Source organism: Amycolatopsis keratiniphila, assembly GCF_000400635.2.
GTDB classification, from domain to species: Bacteria; Actinomycetota; Actinomycetes; order Mycobacteriales; family Pseudonocardiaceae; genus Amycolatopsis; species Amycolatopsis keratiniphila.
Genome location: NC_021252.1, coordinates 3,195,175 through 3,210,529, shown reverse-complemented (window position 1 = coordinate 3,210,529; position 15,355 = coordinate 3,195,175). Strand labels below are relative to the sequence as shown.

At 72.4% G+C, this 15,355-nt stretch carries 2 protein-coding genes; both read right to left on the bottom strand.

Annotated elements, in window-relative coordinates:
• Positions 1-25: 25 nt before the first annotated feature.
• Positions 26-9,823: a type I polyketide synthase gene (locus AORI_RS55720; RefSeq protein WP_420806988.1), complete on the bottom strand. Its 9,798-nt coding sequence runs from the start codon at positions 9,821-9,823 to the stop codon at positions 26-28.
• 321 nt (positions 9,824-10,144) lie between these two features.
• Positions 10,145-15,352 carry a type I polyketide synthase gene (locus AORI_RS55715; RefSeq protein ID WP_016333300.1) on the bottom strand — a complete coding sequence of 1,736 codons (5,208 nt, stop codon included), beginning with the start codon at positions 15,350-15,352 and terminating at the stop codon, positions 10,145-10,147.
• Positions 15,353-15,355 lie beyond the last annotated feature (3 nt).

The window sequence follows — 15,355 nt, the reverse complement described above, 5'->3', positions numbered from 1 at the left end:
GAAGGGTCTCCCAGTATCAGGCGGGTCAGGACGCGCCGAGTTCGTGATCGAGCAGGTCGAACAGTTCGTCCGCGGTGGCCGACTCCAGCGAGTCGTCGGCCTCGGCGGCGGGCTCGCCGGTCCACGTCGCCAGCAGCGTGCGCAGGCGCGCGGTGACCCCGGCGCGATCCCCGTTCGCCGGGGCGGCGGTGGCCAGCAGCGCTTCGAGCCGGTCGAGCCCGGCGTGCACCGACGCGGTGGTGGCCACCCCTTCGGCGGGCAGTTCGGCCGCGAGGTGCCCGGCGAGCGCGGCCGGGTTGGGGTGGTCGAACACCACCGTCGTCGAGAGTTTCAGCCCGCTCAGCGCGCACAGCTGGTTGCGCAGTTCGACCGCGCTGAGCGAATCCATCCCGAGTTCGACGAAGCCCTTGCCCGGATCGATCGCCCCGGCGCCCGCGTGACCGAGCGCGGCCGCGACCTGCTCGCGCACCACCTCCAGCACCGCGTCGTCGCGTTCGGCGCCGGTCAGGCCCGAAAGCCTGTCCTGCAACGCCGGACCGGCGGGAGCGGACGCGGCGCGCCGGGACGGAGCCCGCACCAGTCCCCGCAGCAACGGGGGCAGCACCGCGGGTTCCACATCGCGGAGCGAGGATGGCGTCAGCGCCATCGGCAGCACCACCGGCCCGGCGCCGGACGCCGCGTCGAACAGGGCGAGCCCGGCTTCCGGGGTCAGCGCGGCGATACCGGTGCGGCCCATCCTGGCCAGGTCGGTGTCGCTCAGTTCGCCCGTCATGCCGCCGTCGGTCGCCCACAGTCCCCAGGCGAGCGACGTGGCCGGAAGCCCTTGTGCGTGGCGGTGGCGGGCGAGCGCGTCGAGGAACGCGTTGGCCGCCGCGTAGTTCGCCTGCCCGGGATTGCCGAACGTGGCCGACGCCGAGGAGAACAGCACGAATTCCTCGACGTCACCCGCGAGCTCGTGGAGGTTCAGCGCCGCGTCGACCTTCGGCCGCAGCACCTTCGCCAGCCGCTCCGGCGTCAGCGAATCGACCAGACCGTCGTCGAGCACGCCGGCCGTGTGCACGACGGCGGTCAGCTCGTGCCCGGCGAGGGCCGCTTCCAGCGCAGCGCGGTCGGCGACGTCGCAGGCCTCGACGGTGACGTCGGCGCCCGCGGCCGTCAGGTCCGCCACCAGGTCCTTGGCGCCTTCGGCCTCCAGCCCACGACGGGAGACCAGCAGCAGCCGGGTCACGCCGCGTGCGGTCACCAGATGCCGGGCCACCAGCGCGCCGAGCGCGCCCGTACCACCGGTGACCAGCACCGTCTTGCCGGGATCGAGCGCGACCGGAGCGGCCGCGGCGATCTTGCGGACCAGCCTCGGCGCGTACGCGACACCGTTCTCCAGCCGAAGTTCGGACTCGTCGGCCGACACCCGGACCGGATCCCCGGTGGTCTCGGCGATGCCGAACCGGCCGGGGTGTTCGGACGAGGCCGACCGGAACAGTCCCCGCACCGCGGCCTGGGCCAGGTCGGTGCCGTCGGTCAGCAGGACGAGCCGGTGCGCGTCCAGCCGCTCGTCGGCGAGCCAGTCCCGCACCTGGCGCAGCGCCCACACGGTCGCGTCGTGCACCGCCTCGGCGGTCTCCCCGGACGGGCAGACCAGCAGCGCGACTTCGGGCGTCTTGGCGGCGAGCAGTGCCGCGACGTCCACATAGGACTCTCCGGCGCCGATCCTGACATCCTCTGTGGACACTTCCTCGGCAGGCACGTCGGTCCACTCGACGTGGAACAGCGATCCGCTCCCCTGCCGGTTTCCGAGCTGCTCGGACGAAACCCGGCGGAACACCAGGGAATCCACAGTGGCCACCGGGGCGCCTTCACCGTCGGCGAGCAGCAGCGAGATCGTGGCCGGAGCGGACGAGGACAGCCGCACCCGCAACGTCCGCGCACCGGTCGCGGCCAGCGAGACACCCTTCCACGTGAACGGTAGGAAAGGTCCCTCGCTGTCACCCTCCAGCCGGAGCTTCGACGCGTGCAGCGCGGCGTCCAGCAGCGCGGGGTGGACGCCGAAGCCTTCGGCGTCACGGGAGCGGTCCTCGGGCAGCGAAACCTCCGCGTAGACGTCGTCCCCGGCCTTCCACGCCGCGCGCAGGCCCTGGAACAACGGCCCGTACTCGAACCCGGTGCCGTCGAGCCGGTCATAGAAGTCCTCGACCGGGATCTCGGTGCCGTCCGGTGGCCAGCTGTCCAGGTTCCCGCTGGCGGCCGGGGTTCCGGTGGCCAGGAGGCCGGTGGCGTGCCGCGTCCACGGTTCCTCGTCGGCGGCGGATCCCGCACGGGAATGGATCTCGATCGTGCGCCCGCCGTCCTCCCCTGGCTCGCCGACGGTGACGTGCAGCCGGACGTCACCACTTTCCGGCAGCGCCAGCGGAGCTTCCAAGGTCAGCTCGGCGACGGTTCCGCAGCCGGCGCGGTCACCCGCGTGCAACGCGAGATCGACGAACGCGGTGCCGGGAAGCAGAGCCGTACCGAGCACGACGTGCTCCGCGAGCCACGGCTGAGCCCGCAGGGAGAGCCTTCCGGTGAACGAGATCCCGCTCCCGCCGGGCACCGGGACGGCCGCGCCGAGCAGCGCGTGCCCGGCCTCGCCGAGCCCGAACGCGGCCGCGTCGCCCGTGGTCGCGCCGGTGCTCGCCAGCCAGAAGTGCCGATGCTCGAAGGGATACGTGGGCAGCGTGACCCGGCTCGCCTGGACGCCGTCGAACACACCCGCCCAGTCGATCCCGACACCGTGGACGTGCAGGCGGCCGAGTGTGGTCGCCAGCGCGGCGACCTCCGGACGTTCCCCGCGCAGGGTCGGGATCAGCACGGTGTCTTCGAGGAAGTCCTTGGCCATGGCGGAAAGGACGCCCTCGGGGCCGAGTTCGACGAAGGCGCGCACGCCCTCGGCCTCGGCCTCGGCGAACCGGATCGCGTCGTGGAACCGCACCGCCTCGCGGACGTGCCGCACCCAGTAGCCGGGTGAGGCGATTTCGGGATCGGAGCGGCCGGTCACCGTCGACACGATCGGGATCCTCGGCTCGCTGAAGGAAAGCCCGGACACGACACGGCGGAAGTCCGCGAGCATCGGTTCCATCAGCGGCGAGTGGAACGCGTGACTGACCACGAGCCGCTTGCTCTTGCGGTCGGCGAACCGGTCCACCACTGCGGTAACGGCGTCCTCGTCCCCGGACAGCACCACCGCTTCCGGGCCGTTGACGGCGGCGATCGACACGCGCTCGGTGGGCAGCGGGGTCACCTCGTCTTCATTGGCCTGCAAGGCGATCATCACGCCGCGAGACGGCAGGGCGCCCATGAGCCTTCCGCGCGCCTCGACCATCGTGGCCGCGTCCGCGAGCGACAGGACCCCGGCGACGTGCGCGGCCGCGATCTCGCCGACCGAATGCCCGAGCAGCAGCGCGGGCCGGACACCCCAGCTCTCCAGCAGCCGGAACAGCGCGACCTCGACGGCGAACAGGGCACACTGGGCGAACGCCGTTTCGTGCACTCGCTCGGTTTCGAGGACTTCGCGCAGCGACAGCCCGAGGCGCGGGTCCAGATGGGCGCACACCTCGTCGAACGCGGCGGCGAACACCGGGAAGCGGGCCGCGAGTTCGGCGCCCATCCCGGGTTTCTGGCTGCCCTGACCGGTGAACAGGAACCCCGGCGCCCCGGCGGTGAGCGCGCCGCGCAGCACCGCCGCGCTCGGCGTCCCCTCGGCGAGGAGGGCCAGCTCGCGCAGACGATCCGGCCCGGTCACCGCGGCCCGGATCTCCAGTCCCGCACGGGCGGTCGCCAGCGTGTACGCGATGTCGGAGTCGTCCCCGGGGTGCTCTTCCAGTTGCGCGTGCAGCCGGGAAGCTTGGGACCGCAACGCTTCCTCGGTCTTGGCCGAGAGCACCCACGGCACCCACGTGTCCCCGCCGGCGGGAGGCGCAGCGCTCTCCGGGACCTCTTCGATCAGCGTGTGCACGTTGGTCCCGCTGACCCCGAAAGAGGAGACGCCCGCCCGGCGCGGACGTCCGGTGTCCGGCCAGTCCACCGGTTCGGTGAGCAGCCGGACATCACCCGCCGTCCAGTCCACCTCCGTGGTCGGCGCGTCGACGTGCAGGGTCCGCGGCAGGACACCGTGCCGGATCGCCTGCACCATCTTGATCACGCCCGCCACACCCGACGCCGACTGTGTGTGCCCCAGGTTCGACTTGACCGAACCGAGCCACAGCGGATGCTCGCGTTCCCCGCCGTAAGCGGCGAGCAAGGCCTGTGCCTCGATCGGGTCGCCGAGGCTGGTTCCGGTGCCGTGCGCCTCGACGGCGTCCACATCGGACGGTGCGAACCCGGCGTTCGCCAGCGCCTGGCGGATCACCCTCTGCTGTGACGGCCCGTTCGGCGCGCTCAGCCCGTTCGAGGCGCCGTCCTGGTTCACGGCCGAACCGCGCACCAGCGCCAGGACGGGGTGCCCGAGGCGGCGCGCGTCGGAAAGCCTTTCCACCAGAAGGATCCCGGCACCCTCGGACCACGCGGTGCCGTCGGCGGCGTCGGCGAACGCCTTGCAACGCCCGTCCGGCGCGAGCCCGCGCTGACGGCTGAACTCCACGAACGCGGCCGGGTTGGCCATCACGGTCACCCCGCCCGCCAGCGCCAGCGAACATTCGCCGCGCCGCAGCGCCTGCGCCGCGAGATGCAGTGCCACCAGCGAAGACGAGCACGCGGTGTCGATCGTCACCGCCGGGCCTTCCAGCCCGAAGGTGTAGGAGAGGCGGCCGGAGACGACCGCGGTGGCGGTTCCGGTGAGGAAGTAGCCCTCGGTGCCTTCGGGCGCGTCGACGGCGTCCAGGCCGTAGTTCTGGAAGGATGCGCCGACGAAGACGCCGGTCGCGCTCCCCCGCAGGGTCGCCGGGTCGATCCCGGCCCGTTCGAACGCCTCCCACGACGTCTCCAGCAGCAACCGCTGCTGCGGATCCATCGCCAGCGCCTCACGCGGCGAGATCCCGAAGAACGCCGCGTCGAAACCGCCCGCGTCGTCGAGGAAGCCGCCTTCACGGGCGTACGTGGTGCCGAGGTGCGCGGGGTCCGGGTCGTAGAGCGCGTCGAGGTCCCAGCCGCGGTCGCCGGGGAAGGCGGCCATCGCGTCCCCGCCGTCCGCGACGAAGTCCCAGAACTTCTCCGGATCCGTGATCCCGCCGGGGAACCGGCAGCTCATCGCGACGATCGCGATCGGCTCGTCGTCGGTCACCACCACGGCCGGCGCGGCTTGTGTCCCGGTGACGTCGCCGGTGAGTTCGGCGACGAGATGCCCGGCAAGCGCCGAGGCCGACGGATGGTCGAAGACCAGGGTCGCGGGCAGCCGCAGCCCGGTGGCGGCGGCCAGCCGGTCGCGGACCTCGACCGCGGTCAGGGAGTCGAAGCCGAGGTCGCGGAAGGCGCGGTCCGGCTCGACGGCGGCGGCGCCACCGTGGCCGAGGACCGCGGCTGCCTGCGCGCGAACCAGGTCGAGCACGATACGGGTCCGGTCCGCCTCGGGGGCGGCCAGCAGTCCGGCGGCGAATTCGGAGCCGCCCGGTCCCGCGGTGTCGGCGGACAGCGCCTCGCGGACCTCGGGCAACGCGTCGAGCAGCGGCCGGGGCCGGGCGAGGGCGAATCCGGGAGCGAACCGCGCCCAGTCGACGTCGGCGACCGCGACGAAGGTCTCGTCGTGCGAGACGGCTTGGACGAGCGCGGACACGGCGAGCGCCGGGTCCATCGCGGCCAATCCGAGACGGCGCAAGCGGTCGACGTCGTCCTGGCCGGCCAGCCCGCTGCCGCCGCCCCACAGCCCCCACGCCACCGAGGTGGCGGGCAGGCCCCGGGCACGACGTCGTTCGGCGAGCGCGTCCAGGGCAGCGTTCGCGGCACCGTAGGCACCCTGCCCGGCGCCGCCCCAGACACCCGCGTTGGAGGAAAAGAGCACGAAGGCGTCCAGTTCGGCGCCTTCGAGAAGTTCGTCGAGGTGAGCGGCACCGCCCGCCTTGGCGGCGAGCGCGTCGGCGAGTTCCGCCGGGCCGGTCTCGGCGAGCGACGCGGTGGCCCCGACCCCCGCCGTGTGCACGACGGCGTTCGGCGGATACTCGGCCAGCACCGCCGCCAGTGCGTCACGATCGGCGACGTCGCAGGCGGCGAAGGTCACCCGCGCACCGAGACCGGCGAGTTCGTCACTCAATTCCGCCGCACCCTCGGCCGCCGCCCCGCGCCTGCTGGTGAGCACCAGATGCCCGGCGCCGTTCCCGGCGAGCCACCGCGCGACGTGGGCGGCCACCGCACCGGTGCCGCCGGTGACCAGGACGGTCCCACGGGGCCGCCATTCCGGCGCGACGGCGTCCCCGAGCGGCGCCCGCACGAGCCGCCGCAGATAGACCCCGGACGACCGGACGGCGACCTGGTCCTCGTGACCGGTGGCGAGCACCCCGGCGAGCCGGGCCGCGGCGCGTTCGTCGAGTTCCTCCGGAAGGTCGACGAGGCCGCCCCAGCGTTCGGGGTGTTCGAGTCCGATCGCCCGGCCGAGACCCCAGACGGCGGCCTGCGCGTTCGGGGTCTCCGACCGGCCGACGGCGACCGCGCCGGAGGTGACGATCCACAGTGGAGCGTCGAGGTCGGCGAGCTGGCGGACGAGGTCCGCGGTCGCGGCGAGCCCGGCGGGTACCACCGGGTGTTCCGGATGCGGCCGTTCGTCGAGTGCCAGCAGGGAAAGCACGCCGTCGACCGGCTCGTGCGGCAGTTCGTCATCGGGGCCCGCGAGCAAGACACGGGCGCCGAGCCGGGTGAGCGCCTCCGCGACGGGCGGCATCGGTCCGGACGGGACGACCAGCAGCCACGTCCCGTCGAGGGTGGCCGCTGCCGTCCCGGTCGCGGGGACCCAGTCGATCCGGTACCGCCAGTTGTCCACTGTGGACTTGTCGAGACCGGAACGGCGCCAGGCCGAAAGCGCGGGAAGCACCGCGTCCCAGGCTCCCTCCCCGGCGGGCACGGCGGCGTCGAGCGCGCCGGTGTCGGCCTGGTCGACAGCCGCCCAGAAGCGCAGTTCGGCCGCCGTGCCGCCCTGCCGGACGACGGCGGCGTCGAGCCAGTACGGCACCCGCTGGAAGGCATAGGTGGGCAGGTCGACCCTGGTGGCAGTGGGCCACAACGCGGCCCAATCCGGGCGGAGGCCGCGTACGTGAGCCTCGGCCAGCGACGTCAGGAACCGGCGGGGGCCGCCCTCGTCACGGCGAAGCGAACCGAGCGCGACCGCGTGGGCGCCCCGTTCCTCGATGGTTTCGGTGACGCTGCCGGTCAGCACCGGATGCGCGCTGGCTTCGACGAAGAACCGGTGACCGTCGTCGAGCAGCCGCCGGACGGACCGGTCGAACCGGACGGTGGCCCGCAGGTTCCGGAACCAGTACTCCGGGGTCAGGCCCGCCGTGTCGAGGGGTTCCCCGGTCACCGCCGAGTAGAACGGCACCGTGGACGCGTGGTGCTCGACGCCGTCGAGCAGGCCGAGCAGTTCCTCACGCAAGACGTCCACCTGCGGCGAATGCGAGGCGTAGTCCACCGGGATCCGGCGGGCACGCACGCCGTCCGCCTCGCAGGCGGAGACGAGCCCGTCGAGCGCCTCTGGGTCTCCGGAGACCACGACCGACGCGGGTCCGTTGACCGCGGCCACGGCGATCCGGTCGCCCCACTCCGTCAGCCGAGGGAGCACGTCGTCGCGGCCGAGGGCGACCGCGACCATGCCCCCGGCGCCGGAAAGCGCGAGGATGGCCTTGGCCCGCAAGGCGACGACCTTGGCGGCGTCGGCCAGCGACAACGCGCCGGACACGTACGCGGCGGCGATCTCACCCTGACTGTGCCCGGTCACCGCGTCGGGTTCGACCCCGCACGCCCGCCACAGCGCCGCCAGCGACACGTTGACCGCGAAGAGGGCGGGCTGCACGACGTCGACGCGCTCCAGCGCCGTCGCGTCGCCGAGCACGTCGGTGAGCTTCCAGTCCACAAAGGACGAGAGAGCGCGTTCGCAGTCGAGCAGCGCGGCCCGGAAGACCGGCGAGGAGTCCTTGAGCTCCAGTGCCATCCCGGCCCATTGCGAGCCCTGCCCGGGAAAGACGAACGCGACCTTGCCCGGTGGCAAAGCGATACCTTCGACCAGCCCTGCCGCAGGCGCGCCGGCGGCCAAGGCGTCGAGCGACGCGTCCGCTTCGGCCACGACGACGGCGCGGTGCTCCAGCGCGGCACGGGACGTCGCGAGCGAGAAGGCGGTGTCGGTCAAGGATTCCGTCTGGCGAAGGTGCTCACGCAGCCGGGCGGACTGCGCGCGCAGAGCCTCGGCGCTCCGGGCGGACAGGACCAGCGGCGTCACCTCGTCGCCGAGCGGTGATTCGCCGTCGCGTTCGGCGGGCTCGACCTCCGGCGCTTGTTCGACGATGACGTGCGCGTTGGTGCCGCTGACCCCGAACGAAGAGATCCCGGCGCGGCGCGGTTCCCCGGTCTCCGGCCAAGGGCGGGCTTCGGTGAGCAGTTCGACCGAACCCGCTTCCCAGTCCACTTTGGACGTCGGGGTGTCGACGTGCAGGGTCATCGGGGCGATCCCGTGCCGGATCGCCTGGACCATCTTGATCACGCCGCCGACCCCGGCGGCAGCCTGGCTGTGCCCGACGTTCGACTTCAGCGAACCGAGCCACAGTGGACGGACGCGCTCCTGTCCGTACGCGGCGAGCAGGGCCTGTGCCTCGATCGGGTCGCCCAGGGTCGTCCCCGTGCCGTGTGCCTCGACGACGTCGACCTGGTGCGGCGCGAGGCCGGCGCTGTCGAGCGCCTGCCGGATCACCCGCTGCTGCGACGGGCCGTTCGGCGCGGTGAGCCCGCTGCTCGCGCCGTCCTGGTTGACCGCGGTGCCGCGCACCACGGCGAGGACGGGATGCCCGTGGCGACGGGCGTCGGAAAGCCGTTCGAGCAGCAGGATCCCGGCGCCCTCGGCCCAGCCGGTGCCGTCGGCCGCGTCGGCGAAGGGTTTGCAGCGGCCGTCGGGCGCCATCCCGCGCTGACGGCTGAACTCCACGAAGGTCTCCGGCGAGGCCATCACGGTCACCCCGCCCGCCAGCGCGAGCGTGGACTCCCCGCGCCGGAGCGACTCGGCAGCGAGGTGTAGCGCGACCAGCGAAGACGAACACGCGGTGTCGATGGTGACGGCCGGGCCTTCGAGGCCGAAGGTGTAGGCGACCCGGCCGGAGGCGACGCTCCCGGCGCTGCCGTTGCCGAGGTATCCCTCGAACTCGCGCAGTTCCTCGGCGCGGGGGTCGAGCCTGGAGCCGTAGTCGTTGTACATCACCCCGGCGAACACGCCGGTCCGGCTGCCGCGCACGGAAAGCGGGTCGATCCCGGCGCGTTCGAAGGCCTCCCAAGCGGTCTCCAGCAGGAGGCGCTGCTGCGGGTCGACGGTGAGCGCCTCGCGCGGGCTGATGCCGAAGAACGCGGCGTCGAACTCGTGGGCGTCGTAGAGGAAACCGCCCTCGCGCGTGTAGGTCTTGCCGTGCCGCGCGGGGTCGGGGTCGTAGAGGGCCTCGACATCCCAGCCCCGGTCGGCGGGGAAACCGCCGACCGCGTCGGTGCCCGCGGCCACGAGATCCCACAACTGCTCCGGACCGCGGACGCCGCCCGGGTACCGGCAGGCCATCCCGATGATCGCGATCGGCTCGTGCTCCCGCGCCTCGGCCTCCCGCAGCCGGGCCCGGGTCCGATGCAGGTCGGCCGACACCCGCTTGAGGTAGTCGCGCAGCTTCTCCTCGTTCAGCATCAGTAGCCAACCTCTTCGCGCCGGGAAAAACGAAATGCCACTCGAAGAAAAGCTAGGTGAGCTGCGAAGAGACGGACAACCCCTAGCCGCCCCTACGTCCCCTTAGGGAATAGGCGACGACCAGGGGCGCTTTCGAGACCGTATCCGGCCGGGGTGAAGGCTCCTTTCGCCGCATCAGACGCGGTGAAGGGAGCCTTCAGCCCACGTGCGTTCGGTCGAGCCACCGCCGGGGGGGTGTTGCGAAAGCCACTTTCGCAACGTTGAAGGTTGCGAAAGTGGCTTTCGCAACACCCGGGAACCCCATGCCGAAACCATTCTTACCACTCAAGAAGGCTTAAGCACATTGTCGATGAAGGCGAACATTTCCTCGTCGTCCGCCGATTCGAGTTTTCCGTCGATTTCCCCGGCCGGGTCTTCCCCGCCTTGGAGCGTGCCGAGAAGGGCCCGCAGCCGGGCGGCCAGCCGGGCCCGTTCGGCCTCTCCGGGGTCGGCCGCGGTCAGCGCGGCGGCGAACCGGTCGAGTTCGGCGTCGAGGGCCGGTCCGGCGGTCTCGGTGGCCAGTTCGGCCGCCAGGTAGGCCGCGAGCGCTCCGGCGTTGGGCCGGTCGAAGACGAGCGTGGGCGGCAACCGCAGTCCGGTCGCCTCGGCGAGCCGGTTGCGCAATTCCACCGCGGTCAGCGAGTCGAAGCCCAGTTCGAGGAATCCGCGGTCCCCGGCGATCGCGTCGGCCGACTCGTGCCCGAGCACGGCCGCCACCCGGATCCGCACGACCTCCTCCAGCAGCCGGACGCGTTCGGCCTCCGGCTTCCCGGCAAGGTCGCGTTTCAGTGCCTCGGCCGTGCCCGACGCCTCCCCCGACCGTCGCGCGGGGACGCGCACCAGGCCGCGCAGCAGAGCGGGGATCTCGGCGGCCGGGCGGCCCCGGAAGGCGGTCAGGTCGATCTTGGCGGGGACGAGCAGGCCGTCCCCTCCGGCCACGGCGGCGTCGAACAGCGCCAGGCCTTCCTCCGTGGACAACGCGGTGACACCCGCGCGGGCCATCCGGCGGACGTCGGTGTCGTCGAGGTCGCCGGTCAGCTTGCTGCGTTCCGCCCAGAATCCCCAGGCGAGGGACACTCCGGGCAGCCCCTCGGCACGACGCCGGAGCATGAGAGCGTCGGCGTAGGCGTTCGCCGCGGCGTAGCCCGCTTGCCCCGGGTTGCCGAACACGCCGGCCGCCGAGGAGAACGTGACGAACCGGCGGACCGGTCCGGCGAGTTCGTGCAGCACGCGGGCGCCGTCGGCCTTCGGGGCCAGCACGGTGCCGAGCCGGTCCGGGGTCAGACCGTCGACGAGCCCGTCGTCGAGCACGGCCGCGGCGTGCACCACCGCGGTCACCGGATGGGCGGCCAGCAGTGCGCGCACCGCGTCCGGATCCGCGACGTCGCAGGCCGCGACGGTGACCTGGGTGCCCAGTTCCGCCAGGTCCGCGACCAGGTCTTCCGCGCCCCCGCCCGTCCGCCCGGTCAGCACCAGTCCGCGCACGCCGTGCCGGACGGCGAGGTGCCGGGCCAGCGCCTGCCCGAGCCGTCCGGTGCCACCGGTGATCAGGACGACGTCGTCGGGCGTCCAGTCCGGTTCGCCCGCGTCGGCGGCCGCCACCCGCGCGAGCCGGGGTACCAGCGGTTTGCCGTCGTGGACGGCGACCTGCGCTTCCCCGGTCGCCAGCGCGGTGCGGACCTCGTCCTCGGTCCGCGCGTCGATCAGCACGAACCGGCCCGGATGCTCGGCCTGGGCCGACCGCACGAGACCCCAGACCGCGGCCGCCACCGGATCCGGCGACGCGCTCGCCACCGCACCCGAGGTGAGCACGACGGTCGTGGCCGTCGAATCGGCCTGGATCCGCTTCAGGACCTCTTCCAGGACCGGCCGCAGTTCGCCTTCGGGGCAGCGCCACACCCCCGGCTCTTCCGGCGCCGGCCCCACAGGAGCGGGGACCCAGTCGAGCCGGAACAGCGAATCCCGGTGGCGGCCCAGCTGGGCCGGGGAGATCGGGCGCAGCCCCAGTTCCCCGACGGTCAGCACCGGGGCGCCGGTCTCGTCGGCCACGGTGAGCGAGCCGCCGTCGGCGGTCGGCGTGAGCCGGACCCGGAGTTTCGACGCGCCCGTGGCGTGGAGGGTCACACCGGACCAGGTGAACGGCAGCCGCACGGTCTCGTCCTGGGCCCCGAGCCCGAGGGTGTGCAGGGCCGCGTCGAGCAGGGCGGGGTGCACGCCGAAGCGGTCCGCCTCCTCCTCCTCGGGCAGGTCGACCTCGGCGAACACGTCGTCGCCCTGGCGCCACGCCGCGCGCAGTCCCTGGAACACCGGACCGTAGGCGAGGCCGAGCTCGGCGAAACGGTCGTAGAGATCGGACTCCGGCGCTTCGGCGGCGCCGGGTGGCGGCCACTCGGCGAGCGAAACCGTCGATGGGGTGCCCGCGGACAGCGTGCCCTGAGCGTTGCGGGTCCAGGGTTCGTCGGAATCCTCCGGCCGTGAGTGCACGGACACGGCACGACGGCCGCGCTCGTCGGGCTCCCCGAGCACGACCTGCAGCGCCACGGGCCCGTCGAGGACGAGCGGCGCTTCCAAGGTCAGTTCGTCGACGCCGTCGCAGCCTGCCTCCCGCCCAGCGCGCAGGACGAGCTCGACGAACGCCGTCCCCGGCAGGAGCACGGTGTCCAGGACGGTGTGGTCGACGAGCCAGGGCTGCGTGTCCGGCGAGATCCGGCCGGTGAGGACGAGGCCGTCGCCGTCCGCGAGCGGCAGGGCGGCGCCGAGCAGCGGGTGGTCGACCACCGTCTGCCCGAACGCCGACGCGTCCCCGCTCGCGGTGCCCGCTTCGAGCCAGAACCGCTTGTGCTGGAAGGCATACGTCGGCAGGTCGACCCGTTCGGCGGGCGGCAGCACGGCGGACCACGAGGGGCTCAGGCCCTGCGTGTGGGCTTCGGCCAGCGACGCGACGAACCGCTCCGCACCACCCTCACCCCGACGCAAACTCCCCAACGCGATGGCTTCTTCACTGATCCCCGGAACCAGCACCGGATGCGGACTCGCCTCCACGAAAAACCGGAAACCGTCCTCCAGCAACCGATCCACCGTCGCCGCGAACCGCACCGTCCCCCGCAGATTCCGGAACCAGTACGCCGCATCCAATTCCAGAGGCTCATCGGTCACCGTCGAATAAAACGGGATCACCGGCGCCTGCGGTGAGATACCCGCCAGCGCCGACAAGACCTCCTGCTCGATCGCATCCACATGCGCCGAATGCGAGGCATAGTCCACCGGGATCCGCTTCGCCCGCACGTCCAGCAGCTCACACCGCTTGAGCAACGCCTCCAAGCCCGCGACATCACCGGACACCACCACCGCCGACGGGCCGTTCACGGCTGCCACCGACACACCGGCAGGCAGCAACTCCCGAACACGATCCTCCGAAGCAGCCACCGACACCATGCCACCACGACCCGACAACGCCAAAATCGCCTTACTCCGCAGGCACACCAACCGCGCAGCATCATCCAACGACAACGCACCAGCCACACACGCCGCCGCGATCTCACCCTGCGAATGACCCACCACCGCAGCAGGCTCAACCCCACACGCCCGCCACAACCGCGCCAACGACACCATCACCGCGAACAAAACAGGCTGCACCACATCAACCCGCTCCAACGCAGCCGCATCCGACAACACATCCGACAACTTCCAATCCACAAAGGATGAAAGCGCGCGCTCACACTCAGCCATCGACTCCGCGAACACCGGAGCCGACAACAACAACTCCTCCGCCATCCCCACCCACTGCGAACCCTGACCCGGGAACACGAAGACGGCCTTACCCGCCTCGGCGGTACCGGTCAGGACCCGCGCGGCGGGTTCGCCCTCGGCGAGGGAACGCAAGCCGCCGAGCAGTTCGCCGAGGTCTTCGGCGAGCACGACCGCCCGATGCGGCAACGCCGACCGCGTCTCGGCGAGGGCTCGCGCGATGGCCTTGGGCGCGGGCTCGCCAGTCAGATACGCGGCGAGCTTCGACGCCTGGGCGGCCAAAGCCTCTTCACTGCGGCCGGAAAGCACGAACGGCAAGACCGCGGAGTCGAGCACCCGAGTGTCCACAAGGGACTCGACCTCGACGGCCGGCGCTTGCTCCAGGATCACGTGCGCGTTGGTACCGCTGATCCCGAACGACGACACCCCGGCTCGGCGCGGTTCCCCGGTCTCCGGCCACGGCTGTTCCCCGGTCAGCAGCGAGACCTCGCCCGCCGACCAGTCCACATGCGACGAGGGAGCGTCGACGTGCAGCGTGCGCGGCGCGATCCCGTGCCGGATGGCCTGCACCATCTTGATCACCCCGCCGACCCCGGCGGCGGCCTGCGTATGCCCGATGTTCGATTTGAGGGAACCCAGCAGCAGCGGGCGTTCCCGGTCCTGGCCGTAGGTCGCCAGCAGCGCCTGCGCCTCGATCGGGTCGCCGAGGGTGGTGCCGGTGCCGTGTCCCTCGACGACGTCCACCTGCCCCGGCGAGAGCCTGGCGTCGGCGAGTGCCTGGCGGATGACCCGCTGCTGAGCGGGACCGTTCGGCGCGGTGAGCCCGTTCGACGCGCCGTCCTGGTTGATGGCGCTGCCCCGCAGCACCGCGAGGACCTGGTGTCCGTTGCGCTGGGCGTCGGAAAGCCGTTCGACCAGCAGCATTCCGACGCCTTCGCCCCAACCGGTGCCGTCGGCCGCGTCGGCGAAGGCCTTGCAGCGGCCGTCGGCGGCCAGTCCGCGCTGACGGCTGAAGTCGACGAACGCGGCGGGATGGGTCATCACGTTCACCCCGCCGACGAGGGCGAGCGTGCATTCCTCGCGACGTAAAGACTGCGCGGCGAGATGCAGCGCGACCAGCGAAGACGAGCACGCCGTATCGACCGAGACCGCGGGGCCCTCGAGGCCGAGGGTGTAGGCGATCCGGCCGGAGGCGACGCTGCTGAAGTTCCCGTTGCCGAGATAGGGCTCCAGCTCCGGCGGGATGTCGGTGAGCACGCCGGTGTAGTCGTTGTGGATGACGCCGGCGAAGACGCCGGTCCGGCTGCCGCGCAGGGTGGCCGGGTCGATCCCGGCGCGTTCGAGCACCTCCCACGCCGCTTCGAGCAGCAGCCGCTGCTGCGGATCCATCGCCTGGGCCTCACGCGGCGAGATCCCGAAGAACGCGGCGTCGAAATCCCCGGCTTCGTAGAGGAATCCGCCTTCGGAGACGTAGGTCTTGCCCGGGGTGTCGGGGTCCGGGTCGAAGAGCCCACCCAGATCCCAGCCCCGGTCACCGGGGAACTCCGACAGCGCGTCGGTCCCGGAGGCGACCAGGTCCCACAGCTGTTCGGGCGAGCGGACCCCGCCGGGGAAGCGGCAGCTCATCCCGACGACGGCGATCGGCTCGTGCCCGGCCTCCTCCAACTCGACCAGCCTGCGCCGCGCGCGCCGCAGCTCGCCGGTCGCCCACTTCAGGTTCTCCAGCAGTTTCTCATCGCCCGACACGGG